Raw genomic sequence first — 24406 nt, 5'->3', positions numbered from 1 at the left:
ACCTCTGAACTTATATAATTTAATATAAATTCCTTTTCCGGTTTCCCTTGTATATCCCCAATATACCCCTTTTGCTGGATAAGGGTCGTTTATAGAAAAGAGCACTCTACTTTACGTAGAGTGCTCTTTATTATCCCGCATTAACGGGCAGTAAGATCCCCACCTCAAAATGCAGCGAAAGCAAAGAAGTTAGTTTGGTGATCAACTGCCCGTAAAAGCCCGATTGGTGAGGGCTGATAATCAGTGGGGGATGAACACCCCCCACTGATTAAAGTTTCACTTTATCATTTTTTAGGCGTTAATCCCAATTTCTTTAAAATATCTGTCAGTGTACCGCTTTTTGATTTTTCTACAGGTGTTTGTGATTTAGATGCATCTGGCCCTTTTTTCAAGAAGTTCTTTTCAACGAAGCGAATATCTTTTTCGTCGACAATCCCATCTTTATTAAGGTCTCCGTCTTTTACAGTTAGTCCTTTTTTACCATAGTTGCTAGCGATAATTTCAGCATCTTTAATATCGATTACTTTATCAGCATTTACATCGCCGGCAAGGTTTTCGTCAGGTCTTGCATAATAATATTGGCCAAGCAGCTTACCGTCTTTTTCAGTACCAAGTTTCGTTGTTAGGCGGCTTGTTAAATGTCCTGGCACTTCTACATATACGTTATAGTCGCGTTTATTAACTGGAAGTCCATTTAGTTTGAAGTACCCATATTTATCTAGTGAACCTTCAAACTTATGACGGTAAGAATCAGTTGCGTATACTTTTACGCCAAGCTTTGCATAATCAAACTTTTCATCTAAATATCCACGTTCATTTAAGAATGCACCAGGTTTAATATTTCCTTCTACTAGTGAATTTAAGGACATAACTGAGAATGTTTGATCTTGAAGTACACGCATTCTATTTGGTTCTGATTCACCTTGTTTCCAGTAAACAAAAATTGGTGACTCTAATTGAGCGTTTGCTTCATAAAATTCATCATTTTCTACTTTGAAAGTTACATCAATGAACGGGAAATCACCATCTAATCCAGCAAAGTTTTTGTCATCGATAGTGCCGCCAACTGTAACCGAACCTGCCTCTAGTTTCGGTTCATTTACTTTTGCGGTTACTCCTTTTTCGGAAAGTAGCTTTTCAAAAGAAGGATTAAATTTTGCATTTGCAAATTTGAAGTTCTTCTCTAGGAAGTTTACATTAAATTGCCCAGCAACAAATTGTTTTACGTGTTTTGCGTTTAGTGTTACTGTGAACTCGTCATTTTTATATAATTCTTTTTTATCGTAACTAGCTTTCGCATATTGAGCACCTTGTGGGATAAACCAGTAGTTATTTACACCGCTTGGATAGTCAGCTCCTGCAGTTGCATAATCGAAAATATATACGCCTGTGTTCATTGGACCTTCCGTTCTGAAGGAGTCAGGTGTAATGCCAACTTTAAAGTCGCCATTTGCATTAATCGGTAAAAACTTATGCAAGTATGGAGAATAGTCATAGTACATAACGCCATTCGCTTCTTGCGTAATGTTTAATCCTTTTCCTTTTAAGTAGTCAACGTTTGAATCGTATACATTTCCTTTAATCCATAGTGCTTTTTTGCCATCTTCTACTGTATAATTTTCTTCATTTAACTCGTAAATACCAGGTTTTAATCCAGTTAGTTTCACTTCTGGTGGGGTATTATCAATTACAACATAATCACCTTTTACACGTGCTTTCCCAGCCTTATCATAACCGACAAACTCAATTGTGTAGTCTCCTTCTGGTAAGTTGATTTTCTCATCACCAATTGGTTTTGCAGGATCATTTGTAAAAGGATACACTTTTCCATTAAAGAATGAGTCTAAGTAGTAATACACATCAGTTTTTAGTCCACTTGTGTTTAATGTCCCAATGAAGCCCAGAGCTTTATCTGTTTTGGAATCTTTTACGATAAGATCTAACGTTTCAAGTTCGCTGTTTAATTGGAATGCCCCGTGAACATACGATTCACCGTATGGATTAAATTTAGATGTATCAGTTGAAATTGCTTTTCTTGATAGTATTGCATTTTCAATACCAGGCTCTGATACACGAATAGAGAATGGGATTTGATATGTTTCTTCTTTATTTTTCGTGTTCGTAATATGAATATATCCTTCATATCGGCCTTGTTTTACACCGGCTGGAACATTAATTTTTGCTTCAATTTCACCTGCTTTGCCAGCATCAAGAGTAATTGTTTCTGGAGCAGAGATTTTTACACCGTTTGCGACAGCATCGTTAATAGTAGACGAAGCTGGTGTATAAGAAATTTCTGTTTTAAATTCTTTTTTCTTTTGTTTATTATGATTAGTTACTTTTATATTTCGTTTTTGTTCAAGAGCTTCACCGTCTTTTTGATAAAACTTACCGAATGCAATAGATCCAGTTTCTTCGGGCACTTCAATTACTTCATCATTTACAACAGTTTGTGTCGTATCTAATACTTTAAAGCTTGTTTCTGTACGAACGGCGTTGTAAGCATCTACTCGCCCAGCTCCAACTTCATACACCGAATATTTTTCTTTTAAATCATCAGCTGTGTTCATAAGAGACGCTTTTACATCGAACGGAGAGTAGTCTGGGTGTTCTTGTAAAATTAGAGCAGCAACGCCAGCAATATGAGGGGAAGCCATAGATGTTCCTTGCATACGCTCATAGGAAACAGCGTAGTTTTCACCCTCTTGCGGGTCGTTAATATATTCAGGAACTGTTGAAAGGACAGCGACACCAGGCGCTGTAATATCAGGCTTAATATCATCATTTGCTGTAACAGGACCGCGTGAGCTAAAGTCTGCAAGATGATCGCCTTCTGTTTGAATGTAATTAATTTCATCGAAAGTTAAGGATGTGCTACCTTGTTCAATTTGAGCTTTTAGTTTTTCACCGTCTTCTTTCGTTAGGCGGAATGCTGGAATGTATTTTGTGCTTTCACCAACGTAGAAAGGAATTTCTCCATCCACGTTGTTATAAATAATAACGGCCTTTGCACCTGCTTGTTTTGCGTTAGCAATTTTTTCATCAAATGAGGTTGTACCACGTGCAACGAGAGCGATTTTTCCTTTCACATCTTTTTTACTAAACTCGTCAGGCGTACCGATTCCTACAGATTCAATAGGTAAAGTTTGTCCCTTGAAATCTTCTATTTTATCAGTGAAGTTTTTGCCGAACAAAATTAGGTTAGGGAATTGTAATTGTCCAGCATGACCTGATAGTTTCGGTAAGGAAATAGAGCTATCACTGGCTCCAACCGTAATAGCAAATGGCGAAGCACCTGGTGATCCGAGTGTTGATGGATTCGGTCCAGAGTTACCAGCAGCAACGACTGTAACAACGCCTGAAAGCATCGCGTTATTAACAGCGATAGATGTTGGATCAAGAGGATTGTTGCTATCATCACCTAACGATAAGTTAATAACGTTCATACCGTCAGAAATAGATTTATCAATTGCAGCGATAATACCTGAACTATCTCCACTTCCGTATGGACCGAGTACACGATAGTTATACAGTTCAATGTCAGGTGCAACACCTTTTACTGCTGAATCAGATTGGTTCTTCTTTTGAGCAGAAACGATACCTGCTACGTGAGTGCCGTGGGCTGTGTAGAAGGAAGAACCACGGTTATCAAATTCAGGAGCACCAGATTGTTGCCATTCTGAATAAGTAGTTTCCATTGGATCTGCATCATTATTAATAAAGTCCCAACCCTTTACTGAATTTGGATCTACTTTGCTAGAGTCCTCACCAGGTTTTGCGCGATAGCCTTTATATACGTCTTTTAAGTCAGGGTGATTGTAATCAATACCTGTATCTAATACACCAACTTTAATTCCTTTTCCGGTAATACCCTCACTATGTAACTTATCTACCCCGATTTGAGGGATGCTGTCTGTTAGTTTTTGGGGTGCTTTTTGCTCAGCTTGTTTTGGTAAATTTAATTTCACTTCGTAATCTTTCCAAATGCGTTTTACAACGCCAATCCGTAACAACTCTTCAACTGTATTTGCTGGTAATGTCATCGCAACACCATTTATCGCATGCTTATAAGAACGTTTAATTTGTACAGACTGGAAGTTTCCTGATTTTACTGATGGGCTGAATTGATAAAGACGTTTTAGTCCTTTTTCGAATTCTTCATGTTCTTGATCAATACGTGCTTTTATATTTTCAGGAGCAGCTTGTAATCCTTTTTCTTTTTGTTTTAATTCATTAATCTTTACTGGAGCAGTTTGAAATTCTACGATGATATTTACAGGCTCAGAACTACTCGTATTAATATCTGGTGAAATTGTAAAACCAGGGTTGGCATCTACCGTTTGTAATGCTAGGCGTTGTTCTTTAGAAAGCTTAGATAATATAGAATGAATATTTGAAGCTTCAATTTGGTTAATAGGACTTTCAGCAAGTACATTGAACGGAATAGCAGTTGAAAACAAAACGCCAGCTGTTACAATTCCGGTAACAAAACGGTTTTTCTTTTTCATTTATAGGCCTCCGATAATTTATATTTTAAAAAATTATTTCTCCACACCTGCTGTTTGCTCAGCATGGAATGTCCAGTTTAGCTGCAAAGAATCACCTTGAAATTTATTTTGATCTTGGTCGTTATCTTCAAATGAGAAGAGGACGTGTAAGTAATCTGTTTCACCAGATTTAATACCATCTATTAAGTTATGACGTTCTAAAGACGTAGCGACATCTTCAGGTTTCATAGTTTTTAATTCTGATAGTTTGGTTTCCCACAAAATCTCATGATCATCGTTTGAATTAGATGGCTGTCCGTCATTCACTAGAAACTTGACGATAATGTGATCACCTAAATCTTCACCGTCATTATTTTGCTTTGCATCTGTAACTTCATATGATGTTTCAAGTGCTACTTTTGCGATATCCAATGTACCTTTATTTTCAAGCTTGAAGTTCCTTTCAATAAAATCACCTGGTTTTAAATCTTTCACATTAACGATTACACTTGGATTAATAGAAAGATCTAGTGTTCCAGCTTGAAATGAATTACTCGATGTTTCTGAATCACTGAAATAGGCGAATACACCTCCGAATGTAAGGGATAAACCAAGTGAAGCGGTGACAACTCCCATTCCTACTTTTTGTTTTAATGACATAAGAAAGCCCCCTAGTTAAATTTTTATAGCAATCGTTCGCAACAAGGATAAATAAGTAAACATAGTAGTCCGCTATGAATTATAGTTACGAAAGATTTCTGTTCTTTATTGAGGACAAGTATATGCTTATGAATTTCGCATTTCAATAAAATTATGACAAAAAATGTTGAGAAACATTTTTTTATGACAGATTATTTTGTTTTGATTTTGAGTGGAAAATAGCATGAAAAATAGAATAAACCTAATAAAATAAAGGTTGAGAAAAAAATAATAGGCGTAAATATAGAAGTAGAATGAAGCGTTTACAATGAATATTCGTCAAAATTCGATATTTTACACAGAAATGTGAAGAAAAACTAACATTTTTAAGAAAAAAACGAATGTTTTTTATAAATTAACAAGGATATTGCAGTTTTTCGCAGAAATAGTTAAAGTATAAAAAATTCTGTCATCTAAGTGAGGTGAGCATATTGAGTGTAATAAATTGTGAAGAAGTGAAACGAGATGAGTTTCATACAGAAAAGTACTATGAAAGTTATAACATCTTTGGCGCGCATGTTGTGACGGAAGATGAGATTCAAGGGGTACGATTTACAGTGTGGGCTCCTCATGCGAAAGCAATGAGTGTTGTTGGGGATTTTAATGAGTGGGATTATGAGCAACATAAGATGCTACAAGTGACAGAAGAAGGCATTTGGTCCTTATTTATACCGCATATTGAAGAAGGAGAAATATATAAATATGCGATCGAAACGTTGGCTGGTGACGTCATTTTAAAGGCAGATCCGTATGCTGTATATGCAGAAGTAAGACCGAATACGGCATCTGTAGTTTTTGATATAAAAGGATATGAATGGAATGATAAAAACTGGAATCGTAAGAAAAAGAAAAAATCGATTTATAAAGAAGCGATGACAGTTTATGAATTACATTTTGGTTCTTGGAAAAAGAAAGAAGATGGAACGCTGTACTCTTACAGGGAAATGGTTGAAGAGCTCATCCCGTATGTGGTGGAACATCAATTTACACATATTGAAATTATGCCGCTTGTTGAGCATCCATATGATCGTTCTTGGGGATACCAAGGAACGGGATATTATGCAGCGACGAGTAGATTTGGTACGCCGCATGATTTAATGCATTTTGTCGACGAATGTCATAAATATGGAATCGGTGTCATTTTAGATTGGGTGCCGGGGCATTTTTGTAAAGATGCTCACGGTTTATATTTGTTTGATGGTACACCGACCTATGAATATAAAGATAAAGATGTACAAGAAAATCCAGTATGGGGAACTGTCAATTTTGATTTAGGAAAGAGAGAGGTACGTAATTTCTTAATTTCAAATGCGTTATTTTGGATGAGATATTTCCATATTGATGGTTTCAGAGTTGATGCAGTTGCGAACATGTTGTACTGGAATAAAGAAGGACAAGAGCAAAGTAATGAGCATGCTGTTTCATTTTTAAGGGAGTTAAATGAAGCAGTGTTTGCAGAGGATGAAGATTTTCTTATGACGGCAGAAGATTCAACAGCTTGGCCACTTGTAACAACTCCAACGTATGAAGGTGGGCTTGGATTCAATTACAAATGGAACATGGGCTGGATGAATGACGTGCTGAAATATATGGAGTGTGCGCCTGAATATAGGAAACACATTCATGAGAAAATGACGTTTTCTTTACTATATGCGTACTCTGAAAACTTCATATTACCGCTTTCTCATGATGAAGTCGTTCATGGGAAAAAGTCGTTATTAAATAAAATGCCAGGTGATTACTGGGATAAGTTTGCTCAACTTCGTTTATTATATGGATATTTCTTTACTCACCCAGGAAAGAAGTTACTTTTCATGGGAGGAGAATTCGGACAGTTTGATGAGTGGAAAGACCTTGAAGATTTAGATTGGAATTTACATGATTTTGAAATGCATCGTTATATGCATGATTACTTTAATGAGCTCATAGCATTGTATAAGCGCTCAAAACCACTTTGGCAGCTTGACCATTCACCTGAAGGTTTTCAGTGGATTGATGCTAATAATAATGAGCAAAGTATTTTCTCTTTTATCCGCCAAGGGGATAAACAAGAAGATGCGTTAGTTGTCGTATGTAATTTTACGAAAGCTACATATGAAAACTATAAAGTAGGTGTACCAGATTTCGAGTATTATAACGAGATTTTAAACAGTGATGCACAGCAATATGGCGGTTCGGGGCAAGTGAATAAGAAACGTCTTAAGACAATTCTAGAACCGTACCATAATCAAGCGGCACATGTAGAGATTACAATTCCACCATTCGGCGTATCCATATTACGACCAGTGAAGACGAGAAAGGGGAGCAAAAAACAAGATGGCTCAAAAACAAAAGTGCGTAGCAATGTTACTAGCAGGGGGAAAAGGTAGTCGTTTAAGTGCATTAACAAAAAATTTAGCCAAGCCAGCTGTTCCATTTGGTGGTAAATATCGCATTATTGATTTTACGCTAAGTAACTGTGCGAATTCTGGTATTGAAACGGTTGGGATTTTAACGCAATATCAACCACTTGAACTTCATAATTATATCGGAATCGGAAATGCGTGGGATTTAGACCGAGTAAACGGTGGGGTCACAGTATTACCTCCTTATGCGGAGTCTTCAGGGGTTAAGTGGTATACAGGTACGGCAAGTGCCATTTATCAAAATTTAAACTATTTAAGTCAGTATGAACCGGAGTATGTTCTTATTTTATCAGGCGACCATATTTATAAAATGGATTACAGTAAGATGCTAGATTACCATATTGAGAAAGAATCGGACGTATCCATTTCTGTTATTGAAGTACCTTGGGATGAAGCGAGTCGCTTTGGCATTATGAATACAAATGAAGAGATGGAGATTGTTGAGTTTGAAGAGAAACCACAATTTCCAAGAAGTAATCTTGCATCGATGGGAATCTATATTTTTAATTGGTCAATTTTGAAAGAGTATTTAGAGATGGATGCAAGAAATCCTGAATCTAGTAACGATTTTGGAAAAGACGTCCTTCCGCTTTTATTAGATGAAGGGAAGAAGCTAATGGCGTACCCGTTTGAAGGATATTGGAAAGATGTTGGAACGGTGAAGAGCTTATGGGAAGCGAATATGGATTTGCTTCGCGATGAAACATCACTGAATTTAAACGATCGTAATTGGCGTATTTACTCTGTCAATCCAAACGAACCGCCTCAATATATTGCTGAAAAGGCGAAAGTAGAAGAATCGCTTATTAACGAAGGGTGCGTCATTGAAGGGGACGTGAAGCATTCTGTGTTATTCCAAGGAGTGACGGTGGAAGAAGGTAGTATGGTAATTGATTCTGTCGTTATGCCAGGGGCCAAGATTGGTAAAAATGTTGTGATTGAAAGAGCGATTGTTGGATCAGAAATGGTTATCGAAGATGGAACAATCATTCGTCCAGAAAAGAATGTTGACGATGTAGTATTAATTGCTGAAGGGAAATAGAAAAGGGGGATGAAATGAATGGGAGAAAAAATGTTAGGGATTATTAATGCAACGGGAAGTTTTCCTTCCTTAAAGAAAGTAACAGGGCATCGTTCACTAGCGGCGTTACCGTTTGGGGGCCGTTATCGACTCATTGATTTCATGCTTTCAAATATGGTGAATTCTAGTATTCATAGTGTGGCAGTTTTTACAAGCCATAAAAACCGTTCGTTAATGGACCATGTCGGTTCAGGGAAACAGTGGGATTTAGATAGAAAACGAGACGGACTATTTTTATTCCCGCCAAACTGCCAATGTGACCAAGATGAGTTTGGGTCTTTTGCACACTTTAGAAGACATATTGATTATTTTCTAAGAAGCAGAGAAGAGTACGTTGTTATTACGAATAGCCATCTTGTAACAGCATTAAATTTTCAAGCGGTGTTAGAGCGACATATACATACGGCAGCTGATATTACGGAAGTTTGCCATGAAGGGGTTTCGCTTCAAACATACGTGTTAAAGAAACAATTATTATTAGATTTATTTGAGACATATAAAGATGTGGAGCAATACAGTTTATTTGATGTAGTGAGAGAAAAACGCGGGAAATCATTACATATTGCTACATATGAACATACTGGATATGTAGCAATTATTGACTCGATCGAAAGTTACTATAAACATAGCTTAGAAATTTTGCAACCTGCTATTTGGAAGCAATTATTTAAGAAAGAAGCACCGATTTTTACGAAAGTAAAAGATGAGCCACCAACTCGTTATCTAAAGGGTGCAGTTGTGAAAAATACAATGATTGCAAATGGCAGTATTATTGAGGGGGAGGTAGAAAACAGTGTTATTTCCCGTTCAGTTAAAATTGGAAAAGGATCAATTATTCGTAACAGTATTATTATGCAAAAGAGCCAAATTGGAGATAACTGTATAATAGACGGTGTTATTATTGATAAAGACGTGAAAATTGGCGACGGTGTCGTATTAAAAGGAAATATCGATGAGCCGTATGTTGTAGAAAAAGGAAGCGTACAAAACAGTACGATTAATAGTTATTCCTAAAGAATCAGTGGGGGCCTTTTCCTCCACTGATTAAAGTTTTAATTTAAATGAAAACTCGAAGGGAGGAAGCTGCAAGAGGAGTAATAAAAACTTTTCGCGCAGTGGGACAACAAGTGAATATTTTATTTGCAGTATCAGAATGTGTACCGTTTGTGAAATCGGGAGGATTAGCTGATGTAGCGGGTGCGCTCCCAAAAGAGCTGAAAAAATTAGGAGTGGACGTTCGTATTATACTTCCGAATTATAGCCTCATTCCACAAAAGTTAAGAGATGGATGTACGTTACATAAAGTAATTAACGTCCCGCTCGGGTGGAGAAATCAATATTGTGGAATTTTAAAAGGTGAGCAAGACGGAATTACGTATTACTTAATAGATAATGAATATTATTTTAAGAGAGATTCTCTGTATGGTCATTATGATGACGGGGAGCGTTTTTCTTATTTCTCAAAAGCAGTGTTAGAGTGTATTCCGCACCTTGATTTTGAAGTGGATGTTCTTCATAGCCACGATTGGCATACGGCTATGGTTAATTTCTTACTTCGTGAAAAGTATCAAGATAACCCGTTATATGAGCGTATTAAAACGGTATATACGATTCATAACTTGCAGTTCCAAGGTGTATTTCCTCCTGAAGTGATGTACGACTTGTTAGAGCTTGGTGATGAATATTTTCATAGTGAGCAGCTAGAGTTTTATGGAAACATAAACTTTATGAAAGGCGGTATTATCGCTTCGGATCAAATTACAGCGGTGAGCCCGACGTATAAAGAAGAAATTCAATATGAATTTTTCGGTGAGAAGCTAGATGGATTACTGCGAAAATATAATGATAAGCTTAGCGGCATTGTAAATGGTATTGATACGAGCGTATATAATCCAGAAAAGGATTCGTATATTAAGGCTCAGTATGATGCAGAGTCATTATATGAAAAGAGTGAAAATAAACGCGCTTTGCAGCGTTATTTTGGTTTGCCAGAAAAAGAGGATACACCAATTATTTCAATGGTAACGAGATTAACGAAGCAAAAAGGTCTTGATTTAGTACGCACTGTATTCCGCGAAATAATGGAAGAAGATGTACAATGTATTATTTTAGGTTCAGGTGATTCGGAATATGAGCAATTCTTTGAGTGGATGGCATATGAGTATCCGGAGAAGGTAAAAGTTTATATCGGATTTAATGAAGAATTAGCGCACCAAGTGTATGCGGGAAGCGATTTGTTTTTAATGCCATCGCTGTTTGAACCGTGTGGACTTGGACAACTTATCGCATTAGCGTACGGTACGATTCCAATTGTAAGAGAAACAGGTGGATTAAACGATACAGTACATTCTTATGATGAAGAAACAGGCGAAGGAAATGGTTTCAGTTTCACGAACTTTAATGCACATGACATGCTGCATACGGTTCACCGTGCAATTGAATTTTATCACGATAAACCAGTGTGGGAGCAGCTTGTAAAACAAGCGATGACTGAAGATTATAGCTGGGAGCAATCGGCTCTTGCTTATAAGGAATTGTATAAAAGTCTCATGGAATAACATGTAGGTGGTGAAAAAATGTTTACTCATGTTGAAAGTTTTAAATCAACTTTTCTAGAAAAGTTAGAGACGATGTATGGGAAAAGTTTCAAAGATTCTACAACTCGTGATCAATATAATACGCTCGGCCATATGGTACGTGAGTATATGAATAGTCAATGGATTGCAACGAATGAGAGTTATCGATCCGGAGAGCAAAAGCAAATGTATTACTTGTCTATTGAGTTTTTGCTTGGACGTTTGCTTGGAAGTAACATCTTGAATTTAGGTATTAGAGATGTATGCGAGCAGGGGTTATCTGAACTAGGGATTTCGTTGCAAGAGTTAGAAGAAGTGGAAGCAGATGCAGGCCTTGGTAATGGTGGGCTTGGACGCTTAGCAGCCTGTTTTCTCGATTCACTTGCATCTTTAAACTTGCCAGGACACGGCTGTGGAATTCGTTATAAACATGGTTTGTTTGATCAGAAAATTGTTGATGGTTATCAAGTTGAATTTCCAGAACAGTGGCTTCTTCATGAAAATGTATGGGAAGTAAGAAGGCATGATCAAGCTGTGGAAGTAAGTTATTTCGGCAGTGTTGAACCGCTAGAAATTGACGGGCGTTTAGAGTTTAGGCATACAAATGCAGAAGTCATTATGGCAGTGCCATATGATGTGCCGGTAGTAGGCTATGAGACGAGTACTGTAAATACACTTAGACTTTGGAATGCTGAACCAGTTCCGTTCCCGCAAAACTGCAAAGATATTTTGAAATATAAGCGCGAAACAGAGGCTGTATCGGAGTTTTTATATCCAGATGATACGCATGATGAGGGGAAAATACTTCGTTTAAAACAACAGTATTTCCTCGTATCAGCAAGTTTACAAAATATCGTTCGAATGCATAGAGAAAGATACGGTGACCTTCGTCAACTACATGAAAAAATTGCGATTCACATTAACGATACACATCCGGTTTTAGCAATTCCAGAACTGATGCGTATTTTACTAGATGAAGAAAAGTTAACATGGGAAGAAGCTTGGCACATAACGACGCAGACGATTTCTTATACGAATCATACGACGTTATCAGAAGCGCTCGAAAAGTGGCCAATTCACATTTTTAAACCATTATTACCGAGAATTTATATGATTATTGAAGAGATTAATGAACGTTTCTGTCATGAACTTTGGGAACGTTATCCTTATGAATGGCATCGCATTGAAGACATGGCAATTATTGCGCATGATCTTGTGAAAATGGCTCATTTAGCAATTGTCGGTAGCCATAGCGTAAACGGTGTAGCAAAAATTCATACGGAAATATTAAAGCAGCGGGAAATGCGATTGTTTTATGAATTTTATCCAGATAAGTTTAATAATAAGACGAATGGAATTGCTCATAGGCGCTGGCTTATGAAAGCAAATCCACAGTTAACAAATCTCATTTCAGAGGCGATTGGAACGGAGTGGAAGAAAGAACCGATTAAGCTTCAAGAGCTACAATTAGTTCAATATGATGCGAGTTTCCAAGAGAAATTTGCAGAGGTAAAACAAGAGCGTAAAGAGATTTTAGCGGAGCGTATTCATAATACAATGGGGATTACGATTGATCCAAATTCTATTTTTGATGTGCAAGTGAAAAGATTACATGCTTATAAACGACAATTATTAAATGTTCTTCATATTTTATATTTATATAACCGTTTGAAAGAGGATGCTAGTTTTACATTTTATCCGCGTACTTTTATTTTTGGAGCGAAAGCATCACCTGGCTATTATTACGCGAAAAAAATTATTAAATTAATAAATGAACTCGCAAGAAAAGTAAATAATGACCCGTATGTCAGTCAATATATGAAAGTTATCTTTCTAGAAAACTATCGAGTTTCTTTAGCGGAAGATATATTCCCAGCGGCGGATGTAAGTGAACAAATTTCAACGGCGAGTAAAGAAGCATCGGGAACAGGTAATATGAAATTTATGATGAATGGTGCGATTACACTCGGAACGCTAGACGGTGCTAACGTTGAAATAAAAGACCGGGTCGGTGATGATAACTGTTTTATTTTCGGTTTAACGGCCGAAGAAGTTCTTCATTACTATCAAAATGGTGGATATCGTGCAAGTGATTATTATCACCACAATAGACACATTAAAAAAGTAGTTGATCAATTAACAAATGGTTTCTTTGCACAATCGGGAGCTGAATTTGAAGCGATTTACGATTCTCTTGTTATTCAAAATGATGAATATTTCGTTCTGCGAGATTTTGGCCCATATGCTGAAAGACAAGAAGCTGTCGGTAGAGCTTATGAGAACCGAACAAAGTGGCTAGAAATGTCGATTTTAAATATTGCACAGTCTGGTCATTTTGCGAGTGATCGAACGATTTTGCAGTACAGCAATGAAATTTGGGGTATTGGTAATGCAGTTAAACAGTTTTAAAGAAGTTGCTATATTGGGAGATATATTATTGATTTACCAACAAAAATGGATATTAATAAATAAAACGGGCTTAATAAAATTAAGCTCGTTTTATTTATTTTGCTTAAGAAAGACATGGAACAGTGGTATATATGATACCTGCCCCATCATACTCTCCTGTCGCAAAGTATGAAAATGTAAAGAAACCTGTGACCGTAAAAATTACAATAAGAAAAAGTGTGAAGATAAATTTTAACATGTAAGGTCCCCTCATCCAAAAATAACTTCATAGAGTATTATAGTATACGAATATTTTATTTCCAATTGTTTACTGGTTAAAAATGAGAAGTCAGACATGTTTTGTATGTTGTAATGGAATGATTATTTGTAATGGATTTTGTATTTTTTGTAAATGTCATATTGTGATGGACGTGTGCATACTCCCAATCATGATCATTAAAATTTATGTTTCGGGGAGGGAGAAGTGGAACGACATCGAACAAGTTGACGAAACGAAAGCTACTAGCTACTTGTAGTTTATAATAATTTCGAAAAGCGATATCTCCTACTTTTGGAGAAGCGAATGTATAAAGTCCATACTGTGCGAAGGCAGTATTTATACGTGCATCTAATATGTGTAATGTGGCAAGCGCACCACCTAGACTATGCCCAGTAGCTAGCAGTTTTTTATGGGCTGGCAATGATACGAGCATATCCATAATAGAATCACGACAAGACTCATAAATAGAGAGAAAGCCGTTATGGACATTTCCGCTATTTAAAGCATAAGGATAAGGTTTTTGATTGACGAGAGAGTCAATAATCCAATCAGGGTCTGTTTGAGTGCCCCTGAAGGCAACGATAATTGTATCCTCAGATTCTAATATAAACCCGAACCATTCTGTTGTTTGAATGGCTTTTCCTTGAAACCCTTGTACATATTGAAAACCATCTGGTATTTCGAAAATACCATTTTGTTTATATTGTTCATACGTTAACTCACAACAAGAAGCTAACAGTATGGCAGTGTCTTTATCAAAGGATAAAGGAGTACGCATTAAGGAAGCCCTCCTTAAGAAAAGGTATAGTTTAATATATGCGGTGAGGAACTTGATTCATGCTTTTGGAAAAAAGACTTGAACCTACAGTTACGTGAGGGAGTATGATTTTTGTAAACATATTGTTAGGAGGAGTGTAAGATGAGCAAAAGGGAAGGCTGTTCAATTGGTGAGTTTGCAAAGAGGACAGGCACATCAATACGGACACTACAATATTACGATGAAATTGGACTACTTAAACCTGGAAAGAATGTTAGCTCTGGTCACCGTTTGTACAAAGGAAAAGATATATTAGAGCTACAGAAAATAGTGAGTCTTAAAGTATTAGGATATAGTTTAGAAGAAATACGCGTTATGCTGAAAATGCCAAGTTTGAATGTAAATTTAAAAGAAACGTTGGAACAACAAAGAAAAGCCTTTGAAGAAAAGAGAAGACACATTGAAGTTTCGATAAAGGCGCTTGAACGAACAATGGTATGTCTTGAGGAAGATGAAGAGTTGGATAGTGACATATTAATGAGTCTAATTAACAGCATTCAAAAAGAAAACGAACAACGTTTATGGCTTGAAGGATATGTATCAAAAGACTTTGCTGATGGATTATATAATAAGTCGGAAGAAGAGGGCATAGCACTTGATAAAGAGTTTGTGCGTTTAGCAAAAGAAGTGAAAAGGTTATTTGGAAGACAAATTGAGGATTCAGAAGTGCAAAAATTGGTTGATGAACATATGAAGGCGACTCTTAAGTATGTTGGTGAAGAGACAATGTATTCTTTAGGTAAATTAGAGAATGTAGAAGAACAATATAATAATATGATGCCATCTCCTTACACGGAAGAAGAGACATGGCTTAATGAAGCGATGGAGTATTATATGATTCGAAATGGTATGTATAGCCCTCCGCAGTAAAAATAAAGTGCCATAGTCATAAACTTTAGAGAAATGCCTCCGATGTTTTTTGCATTGGAGGCATTTTTTACTCTTTTCCATCTAAAAGGTGAACAAGGCCACCTAATATACTACTTTCACCAGTACTTTATAATGCTGGGCTTGTAAGAGGTTTGAAAAAATAGTCTGTATATATTTGAACGATGATTACCTATTTACTTGTGTTTGTTCGCACTATATACCGAAAATTTCGGGAAACAAAACATATTATTTATCTGTTTGTTTTTGCTTTTTTTTCAAATACTCCGCACGTAATTGTTCAAGTTTTTGCTTTTTATCAAATTTGGCAGGCTTCTGTTTTTCATGAAACTTTGCCACAGCTACCTGACTTTTGGAATCCAATTGATATTTTCCCACTTTGTTCACCTACTTTTCTTGTCTTGAAAGAGAATCTATTCAACAAATATAATATACCTTATTTTACTGAAGTAAACCTTATTACTTTATTTCATCTGCTTTTTCTCGTTTGTAGACGTAAATTAAAACACCCTTTCACTGCATTACTGCAAGCAAGGGTGTTTAATTTTAGTATTATATTAGTCGATGGACAAGCCTGCATAAGGGCCCTTTTTACTCTTTCCCATCCAATAAACGACCAAGGCCACCTAATACACTACCTTCGCCAGTACTTTGCGCTGCTGGGCTTGTAAGGCGTGCTGCTAATCGGCTAAGTGTTAAGGACTGAATCCAAACTGTTCCAGGACCTTCTAATGTTGCGAAGAATAAACCCTCGCCGCCAAATAGAGCTGTTTTTACTTTACCAACGAATTCGATATCATAGTTAATATCTTTTGTCATGGCAACGAGACAACCTGTATCAATGCGAAGTTTCTCACCAGGTTTTAATTCACGTTTATATACAGTTCCACCTGCGTGCATGAAAGCAAGGCCGTCACCTTCAAGTTTCTGCATGATAAACCCTTCACCACCGAAGAAACCAGTTCCTATTTTTTTCGTAAATTCAATTCCGATAGAAACACCTTTTGCGGCACAAAGAAAGGCATCTTTTTGACAAACTACTTTTCCTTGATATTCTGTTAAATCTACAGGAATAATTTTACCAGGATAAGGAGCAGCAAATGAGACGTGGCGTTTGCCGTGACCTGTATTTGTAAATACAGTCATAAACATACTTTCGCCTGTAACGAGACGTTTACCAGCGCCCATTAATTTGCCGAATAAACCGTTAGATGGGCCAGAACCGTCACCAAAGATTGTTTCCATTTCAATGTAATCTTCCATCATCATCATTGCGCCAGCTTCTGCGATAACGCTTTCTTTTGGATCTAATTCAATTTCAACAAACTGCATATCATCGCCATATAACTTATACTCGATTTCATGTGCTTGCATTTTTTCACCTCATAAATATGTAGTAATTATATTGTACAGAAGTTAAAAGAATTAGAGTACTGTATTTTTGTTAATTTTTGAATAAAAATAGAATGAAAATTTAAGGTTATACTAGGATTATAAAAAATGATGGAATGAAAGTGTTCTCATTTGACGTTTTCGATATAGCATGATATAGTGAAAGCACTATTGAGCTACATAATGTGGTACGGAAATAAAGCACGTTGTATTAAAGGCTGTAAGCTTGTTATACATTCATGTCCTTTATATCCACCTTTTCATGTGGATTCATAGTTTCATTTTTATTTAGGAGGTACATGACATGCAAACAGGTAAAGTTAAATGGTTTAACGGCGAAAAAGGTTTTGGCTTCATCGAAGTTGAAGGCGGAGAAGACGTATTCGTACATTTCTCAGCTATCCAAGGCGACGGCTTCAAAACTTTAGAAGAAGGTCAAGAAGTTTCTTTCGAAATCGTTGAAGGAAACCGCGGACCACAAGCAGCTAACGTTACAAAAAACTAATTAGCTAGCGATAAAAAGCATTCCGATTTTCGGAATGCTTTTTTTTATTCTTTGGAACTAGATTCATTTGAAGATAATTCACCTTTGAAGGTACGTTCTTCAAAATCATCAAGCATTTGTTCATATTCTTCATGCTCTTCTGTAGCGAAAACTTGTGGGTTTTTCCCGTACATATCCGTACCGATAAAGTTTTCAAAATCCTCCACGTAGCCTACGTTTTCTTCACTATTTACATACATGCCATTATAGTTTTTTGAATCTTGTCTTTCTAAATCAGACGGCGTTTCAGATGTTCCGTAATTTGCGACATCTTGCCACGCATCTTCCGCATCGTACTCAACAGAATGGTCCTCATCATGCTTGTGGAAAGAAGGAGACAACACTTCTTCTTCAACTGGCCGTGTATTCATATTTAACTTATTTGTCGCGTGCTGTATGCATGTTGTAGCAGTCGGCATTGCTTCCAATCTTTCAAATGGAATTTCTTCGCCAGACACTTCACAAATGCCGTACGTACCCGCTTCTATTTTTTGTAGGGCATGTTTCGTCTCCTCAAGCTGTTTATGCCAAAGTTCAATAAGCCCGAAGTCTTTTTCCCGTTCATATAGCTCTGTAGCCATATCACCTGGATGGTTGTCATAGCTAGACAGTTCTCCTACTGAATCGCGTTCAGAAGCACGATCTGTATTTTCATGAGTTTGTATCGTTTGTTCCAGTTCTTGTTTTTGTTTTTCTAAAATGGATTTAAATTGACCTACTTGTTGTGGAGTTAACATAGTCGTCCACCTTCCTACAATTCAGTTTCTTTACATAGTATGAGCGTTGAGAGTAGGAATTATGAGATGAATTTCAGATATGAAAAAGGAGCCACATAAGCAGCTCCTTTTATAGAAAGTATCCAAGTAATAATCCGATTCCCATTAGGAAACCGAAGATTGTATTTGTTTTTGCTGTTGCAATCATCGCAGGTACCATTTCCATTGGAATGCTTTTGCCGATAAAGCCTTTCGTCGCTTTAAATGCTTTCGGCGCACTTAAAAATACGATAAGCATCCATGGTGATACGATGCCCACGATAATTAAAGCAATTGCCCAAATGTAGGAAACGATGAACATCGAAGCAAGTACACCAACAGCTCTTTCACGTCCAACGAGAATTGCTAACGTTTTACGACCGTTTTCTTTATCGCCATCCAAGTCACGAATATTATTAGCTAGTAAAATGGCACCAATTAAAATGGAGCTTGGAATAGATAGTAAAATGACTTCTGATGTTACAGTGCCAGTTTGAATAAAGAATGAAATCCCAATAATAATGACACCCATAAATAATCCGGCTGTCAACTCTCCAAATGGTGTATATGCAATTGGAAGTGGGCCACCTGTATAAAGGTAAGCAACGGCCATACAAACAAGACCGATTGCAGCAAGCCACCAACTAGAATTTATACAAATATAAACACCTAATAGTATTGCGATGCCGAAAAATCCAAATGCTAAGTTAAGCACTGTTTTTGGCTGAATGCCATCGCGAACGATAGCGCCGCCGATACCAACTGAACCTTCGTGATCAAGTCCTCTTTTATAATCAAAGTATTCATTAAACATGTTTGTTGCTGCTTGAATGAGAAGACAAGCAAGAAGCATCATAAGGAAAAGAGGAAGATGTATTTGATTTATACCTCCGACCTGCATCGAATATGCTGTTCCGATGAAAACAGGTACGAAAGCGGCTGTTAATGTATGGGGACGTAGTAAACTCCACCAGATGCGCCAGCCTGTTTGCTTACTTGGCTTTGGCGCCGTAGGAGAGGAATTCGTTTTGACGTTCATTTCCATGTTGAATCCTCCTTTGGTCACATATTGTACACAACTAAGTGTAGAAAAAGCATCATTTAGTGTCAACGTTTATTTTCTAGGAAGAGAAGGTGAATTTCTCAGAAATGCTAAACGTTGACAGGCCTTTCGTTTGAGGTGTATCTTAAAATCAAGCGTAATTATGACTATTTTTCGCCCATAGGGGGGAGACAATTGTGATTCAAACGAAACAAAAAGGCTTGCAAGAAGTTCTTATTGCAGCTATCAAGCGTGCAACTAACGAAAAAACATTGGTTAGTTTTGTAAAACAAATAGACTGGGTGGATCCGCTTCTGTTCTATGCAGCAGGAAAAAGGATTTCATTCGAAAATAGATGTTATTTTGCAGACCCGGCTCAGCATGTAATATTTGCAGGAATTGGCTCTGTTTTCACTATAGCAAATTCTTCTCATAAGCGCTTTCAAACCGCTCGTGACGAGTGGGAGAAAGTAAAAGAGAATGCATTTGTCCAAAGAGATGAATATGAATTTGGAACGGGTCCGCTTTTATTTGGTGGTTTTTCATTTGATCCAGAAAAAGAGAAAACGGACATATGGAAAGAATTTAAAGATACGACATTTTCACTACCAGCATTTTTATTAACTGTAAAAAATGAAAAAGCATGGTTAACGATGAATACATTTGTTGCAGCAACAGATTGTGCAGAAACTCTTTATAATGAAATGATTTCTTTAGAAGAGAAAATTTTTGAGGAGAGTAAATGTGCGCTAAACGGATCGAAATTAACTGTTATTTCTAAAGTAGAAGTGGATCCGAAAGGCTGGATGAAAGCAATTGAAAAAGTACAAGATGAGATGAAGCAGGGTAACGTGCAGAAGGTTGTATTGGCGAGGGAACTAAAAGTAGAGATGAACCATTCGATTGATTCTGCTCTTGTTTTAGAAGCACTTCGCATTGGTCAACCGGATTGTTACGTATTTTCTTTTGATTATAAAGGAGCATGCTTCTTAGGAGCGACGCCTGAGAGATTAATTCGCAAAGAAGATGAGAAATTTACATCGATGTGTCTTGCTGGTTCAATCGGTCATGGTCATTCTATAGAAGAAAGTGAACGAAATAGTAATGCGCTTCTTCATGATGAAAAGAATTTAGCTGAACATGGTTATGTTGTTAACATGATCCGCTCGGTACTAAATGAACATTGCGAATACGTTAATATTCCGGAAAGCCCAGGTTTATTAACAACGAAAAACTTAATTCACTTATATACGCCTGTAGAAGCAAAAGGCGATGCGAATCTTTTAACAATGGTAGAAGAATTACATCCAACACCAGCTCTTGGCGGGACACCTCGTTTGGAAGCGATGAAACTGATCCGTGATGTTGAATTGTTAGACAGAGGGTTGTATGGTGCACCGATTGGCTGGATAGATGATGAAGGAAATGGTGAATTTGCGGTTGCGCTGCGCTGCGGATTATTAAATGGCGAGAAAGCATCCTTATTTGCCGGTTGTGGTATTGTAATTGATTCAATCCCGCAGCTTGAATATGAAGAAACAAGTTTGAAGTTTAGACCGATGCTTGGTGCTTTGGAGGAATTAATGAAATGAACAATCATATAGAAGCATTATCATATTATTTAGGCGCGTTCGTGGATGAACTGACGCGTCTAGATGTATGTGATGTTGTCATTAGTCCAGGCTCACGGTCAACACCGATTGCTTTACTAATGGAACAACACGAAGGAATGAACACATATTTACATGTAGATGAAAGATCAGCTGGATTTTTCGCGCTCGGTATTGCGAAAGCGAAAAAACGCCCAGTAGCATTATTATGTACGTCAGGAACAGCAGCAGCTAATTACTATCCAGCTGTATGTGAAGCTTTTCATTCAAGGGTCCCGCTTATCGTCTTAACAGCGGATAGACCGCATGAATTAAGAGATGTGGGTGCACCACAAGCAATGAATCAATTTAATTTATACGGTACTTTTGTGAAACAATTTACAGAGATGGCACTGCCAGAAGCGAGTGAAGCGATGTATCATTACGCTCGTATGACGACGCAGCGCATAGTAGCAAATGCTTGTTTAGCGCCGCAGGGTCCTGTTCATCTTAATTTTCCAGTTCGCGAGCCACTTATCCCTGATTTCTCACTAGAAAGCTTATGGGATAAAGGACGTAGTGAATATACAGGAGTAGTTCAGCAAGGAAACGTGACGATGCCGAGTGAATATGTAGATTCTCTTGTAGGGCGCCTTTCACATATGGAAAAGGGGCTTATTATTTGTGGAGATGATAGTCATTCAGAAATTGCAATGTTTGCAACGCAACTAGCTGAAAAAACTGGCTATCCTATATTAGCAGACCCACTTTCTAATATTCGTAGCGGACACCACGATAAAACGATGGTAATTGACTGTTATGATACATTTTTACGAAATGAGCAGTTAAAAGAAAAATGGAAACCGGACGTGTTAATTCGCTTTGGTGGTATGCCTATTTCTAAATCATTAACGCAGTTCATAAAAAAACAAACGAAAGCAGTTCATATCGTTGTCGATGAATCAGGACAATGGAGAGATCCAGCTCTTGTTGCGACAGAAGTTGTGCAAGCAAGTGACGTTGAATTCTGCAAGGCAGTAATAGAAAAAATGCCAGTTATGAAGAAGAATGATTGGTTCGTAATGTGGCAACATATAAACGAAAAAACGAAGGAAACGCTTCGTGAAATGGAAACATATGAAACTGCATTTGAAGGAAAGGTTATTACAGATATTGTGCGCGTATTACCAGAAGACGCAACGTTATTTGCGAGCAATAGTATGCCAATTCGTGATACAGACTCATTCTTCTTCACATCGGATAAAAACATCCATGTGATGGCAAACCGTGGCGTAAATGGTATTGATGGAATCATTTCGACAGCTTTAGGAGCGAGCATTATTTGCGATCCACTTGTATTAGTGATTGGTGATTTATCATTTTATCACGATTTAAATGGGCTATTAGCAGCGAAATTACATGAATTAAACATAACAATTGTCGTTGTAAATAATGATGGCGGGGGTATTTTCTCATTCTTACCACAATATGAGAAAAAGGAACATTTTGAATCATTATTTGGAACACCAATTGGACTTGATTATGAGCACGTTGTCAAAATGTACGGTGGTTCATTTAGCCGTGTAAATGGTTGGGAGCAATTCCGTGAAGAAGTACAAAAGGGAGCAACGACAAAAGGTTTACACGTTGTGGAAATTTGTACGAACCGTGATGAAAACTTAACATTGCACCGTACGTTATGGGCAAAAACACAGGACGTAATTACTACATCGTTGCAAGGTGAATCAAAATGAACGTAACACTGCAAGGTGTATCGTATGAATATGAAGTAGTTGGAAGCGGGGAACCACTTCTACTTCTTCATGGTTTTACGGGAAGCATGGAAACGTGGCGTTCCTTCGTTCCTTCTTGGAGCGAGCAGTTTCAAGTCATTTTAGTAGATATTGTTGGGCACGGAAAAACGGAAAGCTCTGAAGATGTGACGCATTATGACATCCGAAATGTGGCATTGCAAATGAAAGAACTATTAGATTACCTTCATATTGAAAAAGTACATATACTTGGCTATTCAATGGGCGGTAGATTGGCGATTACGATGGCATGTCTATATCCAGATTATGTACACTCTCTTTTATTAGAAAACTGTACAGCTGGGCTCGAAAACGAAGAGGATAGAAAAGAACGTCGTGAAAAAGATGATCGACTTGCCGATAAAATTGAGCGAGAAGGCATAGAAAGTTTTGTATCCATATGGGAAGATATTCCACTTTTTGAAACGCAAAAACGTTTAGCAAAAAACGTACAAGAAGCGGTACAAAAAGAGAGGCTTGCTAACAACCCAAAAGGGCTCGCAAATAGCTTGCGCGGCATGGGAACTGGGGCTCAGCCTTCATGGTGGGATGAGCTGAAAAACTTAAAAATACCTGTTCTTTTAATGAACGGAGAATATGATGAAAAGTTCTTCCGCATATTAAAAAACATCGAAAAATGCGTCTCTGATGCGAAATTTGTCAAAATTCATGGTGCTGGCCATGCAATTCATGTGGAACAACCGGAAAAGTTTGATACAATAGTAAAGGGATTTCTAAAAACTATGCAGTGATACTTTTTTCAGCAAGAAGGAAGCCACACTTATAGGTGAAATCAGAAATATACAAGGAGGTAGTTGTAATGGCTATTGAATGGGTAAAAGAAGGCAATTACGAAGATATTATTTATTCAACATACAATGGTATCGCAAAGATTTCGATTAACCGTCCTGAAGTACATAACGCATTCCGTCCAAAAACGGTAATGGAGTTAATCGATGCTTTTGCACAAGCTCGTGATGATGCAAATGTTGGCGTTATCATTTTAACAGGTGAAGGTGGACGTGCATTCTGTTCTGGCGGCGACCAAAAAGTTCGCGGTCATGGTGGATATGTAGGTGACGACCAAATCCCTCGTTTAAACGTATTAGACTTACAACGTCTAATTCGCGCAATTCCTAAACCAGTTATCGCAATGGTAGCAGGTTATGCAATCGGTGGAGGACACGTACTTCATATCGTATGTGACTTAACAATCGCTGCAGACAACGCTGTATTCGGACAAACAGGTCCTAAAGTAGGAAGCTTTGACGGTGGATACGGAGCTGGTTACTTAGCTCGTATGGTAGGCCACAAGAAAGCTCGTGAAATTTGGTACCTATGCCGTCAATACAATGCACAAGAAGCGCTTGATATGGGCTTAGTAAACACAGTAGTACCATTAGAAGAGCTTGAAGCAGAAACAGTACAATGGGCACAAGAAATTTTAGCAAACAGCCCAATGGCACTTCGTTTCCTAAAAGCTGCATTCAACGCAGACACGGACGGTCTAGCTGGTATTCAACAACTAGCTGGAGATGCAACGTTATTGTACTACACAACTGACGAAGCAAAAGAAGGTCGCGACGCATTCAAAGAAAAACGCAGTCCGGACTTCGGTCAATTCCCTCGTTTCCCGTGATGAAAGCGGAGCC

Annotated in this window: 19 protein-coding genes; 11 read left to right on the top strand and 8 right to left on the bottom strand. The window is 37.5% G+C overall.

All coding sequences use genetic code 11. The features are described from left to right. Nucleotides 1-284: 284 nt before the first annotated feature. The gene (locus tag QCI81_RS11285; RefSeq protein WP_353810742.1) at nt 285-4508 is read right to left on the bottom strand and encodes a S8 family serine peptidase; all 4224 of its coding nucleotides are present in this window, start codon (nt 4506-4508) and stop codon (nt 285-287) included. 33 nt (nt 4509-4541) lie between these two features. Beyond that, a complete protein-coding gene (locus QCI81_RS11280) occupies nt 4542-5147 on the bottom strand; it encodes a CalY family protein (protein ID WP_069356392.1) in 606 nt (201 codons plus the stop codon). Nucleotides 5148-5617: 470 nt separating this feature from the next. Between QCI81_RS11280 and glgB the strand changes: the two genes are divergently transcribed. The 5 genes from glgB (at nt 5618) to glgP (ending at nt 13657) form a co-directional block, all read left to right on the top strand. Next, nucleotides 5618-7555, top strand: a complete 1938-nt coding sequence (gene glgB, locus QCI81_RS11275; protein ID WP_075717046.1) for a 1,4-alpha-glucan branching protein GlgB — start codon at nt 5618-5620, stop codon at nt 7553-7555. Then, nucleotides 7503-8633, top strand: a complete 1131-nt coding sequence (gene glgC, locus QCI81_RS11270) for a glucose-1-phosphate adenylyltransferase (RefSeq protein ID WP_000057604.1) — start codon at nt 7503-7505, stop codon at nt 8631-8633. Before glgB ends, glgC begins: the two co-directional genes overlap by 53 nt. A gap of 18 nt (nt 8634-8651) precedes the next feature. Continuing rightward, a complete protein-coding gene (gene glgD / locus QCI81_RS11265; RefSeq protein WP_016079899.1) occupies nt 8652-9686 on the top strand; it encodes a glucose-1-phosphate adenylyltransferase subunit GlgD in 1035 nt (344 codons plus the stop codon). 113 nt (nt 9687-9799) lie between these two features. After that, nucleotides 9800-11230 (top strand): glycogen synthase GlgA, encoded by a 1431-nt coding sequence (glgA, locus tag QCI81_RS11260; protein WP_063549374.1) that lies wholly within the window; start codon nt 9800-9802, stop codon nt 11228-11230. A gap of 18 nt (nt 11231-11248) precedes the next feature. Beyond that, a complete protein-coding gene (gene glgP, locus QCI81_RS11255; protein WP_023523259.1) occupies nt 11249-13657 on the top strand; it encodes a glycogen phosphorylase in 2409 nt (802 codons plus the stop codon). A 103-nt stretch (nt 13658-13760) separates the two neighbouring features. Here glgP and QCI81_RS11250 read toward each other — a convergent pair whose 3' ends face one another. Both QCI81_RS11250 and QCI81_RS11245 read right to left on the bottom strand, forming a co-directional pair. Beyond that, nucleotides 13761-13895, bottom strand: a complete 135-nt coding sequence (locus QCI81_RS11250; protein WP_000911077.1) for a hypothetical protein — start codon at nt 13893-13895, stop codon at nt 13761-13763. Between the two features lie 76 nt (nt 13896-13971). Further along, nucleotides 13972-14694, bottom strand: a complete 723-nt coding sequence (locus QCI81_RS11245) for a lipase family protein (protein WP_001260112.1) — start codon at nt 14692-14694, stop codon at nt 13972-13974. A 141-nt stretch (nt 14695-14835) separates the two neighbouring features. Here QCI81_RS11245 and QCI81_RS11240 point away from each other — a divergent pair, with 141 nt between their 5' ends. Beyond that, nucleotides 14836-15603, top strand: coding sequence for a MerR family transcriptional regulator (locus QCI81_RS11240; protein ID WP_353810741.1), 768 nt, complete (start codon nt 14836-14838; stop codon nt 15601-15603). Nucleotides 15604-15849: 246 nt separating this feature from the next. Here the strand turns inward: QCI81_RS11240 and QCI81_RS11235 are convergent, their stop codons facing one another. Together QCI81_RS11235 and QCI81_RS11230 are read right to left on the bottom strand one after the other, a co-directional pair. After that, the gene (locus QCI81_RS11235; protein WP_000521637.1) at nt 15850-15999 is read right to left on the bottom strand and encodes a hypothetical protein; all 150 of its coding nucleotides are present in this window, start codon (nt 15997-15999) and stop codon (nt 15850-15852) included. Between the two features lie 213 nt (nt 16000-16212). Continuing rightward, nucleotides 16213-16995 carry a TIGR00266 family protein gene (locus QCI81_RS11230; protein ID WP_001147841.1) on the bottom strand — a complete coding sequence of 261 codons (783 nt, stop codon included), beginning with the start codon at nt 16993-16995 and terminating at the stop codon, nt 16213-16215. A gap of 322 nt (nt 16996-17317) precedes the next feature. On the opposite strand from QCI81_RS11230, the gene cspD reads away from it, so the two are divergent. After that, nucleotides 17318-17518, top strand: a complete 201-nt coding sequence (gene cspD / locus QCI81_RS11225) for a cold-shock protein CspD (protein ID WP_001193052.1) — start codon at nt 17318-17320, stop codon at nt 17516-17518. A 44-nt stretch (nt 17519-17562) separates the two neighbouring features. Here the strand turns inward: cspD and QCI81_RS11220 are convergent, their stop codons facing one another. Both QCI81_RS11220 and QCI81_RS11215 read right to left on the bottom strand, forming a co-directional pair. Next, on the bottom strand, nt 17563-18294 hold the full coding sequence (locus tag QCI81_RS11220) for a yteA family sporulation protein (protein ID WP_000957398.1): 732 nt from the start codon (nt 18292-18294) through the stop codon (nt 17563-17565). 109 nt (nt 18295-18403) lie between these two features. Next, nucleotides 18404-19357: a 1,4-dihydroxy-2-naphthoate polyprenyltransferase gene (locus QCI81_RS11215; protein ID WP_098851926.1), complete on the bottom strand. Its 954-nt coding sequence runs from the start codon at nt 19355-19357 to the stop codon at nt 18404-18406. A gap of 194 nt (nt 19358-19551) precedes the next feature. Here QCI81_RS11215 and QCI81_RS11210 point away from each other — a divergent pair, with 194 nt between their 5' ends. From QCI81_RS11210 to menB, 4 genes are all read left to right on the top strand, one after another. After that, nucleotides 19552-20946, top strand: a complete 1395-nt coding sequence (locus tag QCI81_RS11210; RefSeq protein ID WP_353810740.1) for an isochorismate synthase — start codon at nt 19552-19554, stop codon at nt 20944-20946. Then, a complete protein-coding gene (menD, locus tag QCI81_RS11205) occupies nt 20943-22697 on the top strand; it encodes a 2-succinyl-5-enolpyruvyl-6-hydroxy-3-cyclohexene-1-carboxylic-acid synthase (RefSeq protein ID WP_353810739.1) in 1755 nt (584 codons plus the stop codon). The genes QCI81_RS11210 and menD overlap by 4 nt, the downstream gene beginning before the upstream one ends. Beyond that, nucleotides 22694-23506 carry a 2-succinyl-6-hydroxy-2,4-cyclohexadiene-1-carboxylate synthase gene (gene menH, locus QCI81_RS11200; RefSeq protein ID WP_353810738.1) on the top strand — a complete coding sequence of 271 codons (813 nt, stop codon included), beginning with the start codon at nt 22694-22696 and terminating at the stop codon, nt 23504-23506. The genes menD and menH overlap by 4 nt, the downstream gene beginning before the upstream one ends. Nucleotides 23507-23574: 68 nt before the next feature. Further along, a complete protein-coding gene (gene menB / locus QCI81_RS11195; protein ID WP_000963881.1) occupies nt 23575-24393 on the top strand; it encodes a 1,4-dihydroxy-2-naphthoyl-CoA synthase in 819 nt (272 codons plus the stop codon). Nucleotides 24394-24406: the final 13 nt, after the last annotated feature.

It is taken from the genome of Bacillus cereus group sp. MG20 (assembly GCF_040459885.1).
Taxonomy (GTDB): domain Bacteria; phylum Bacillota; class Bacilli; order Bacillales; family Bacillaceae_G; genus Bacillus_A; species Bacillus_A cereus.
This window is presented reverse-complemented; position numbering and strand designations above follow the sequence as displayed.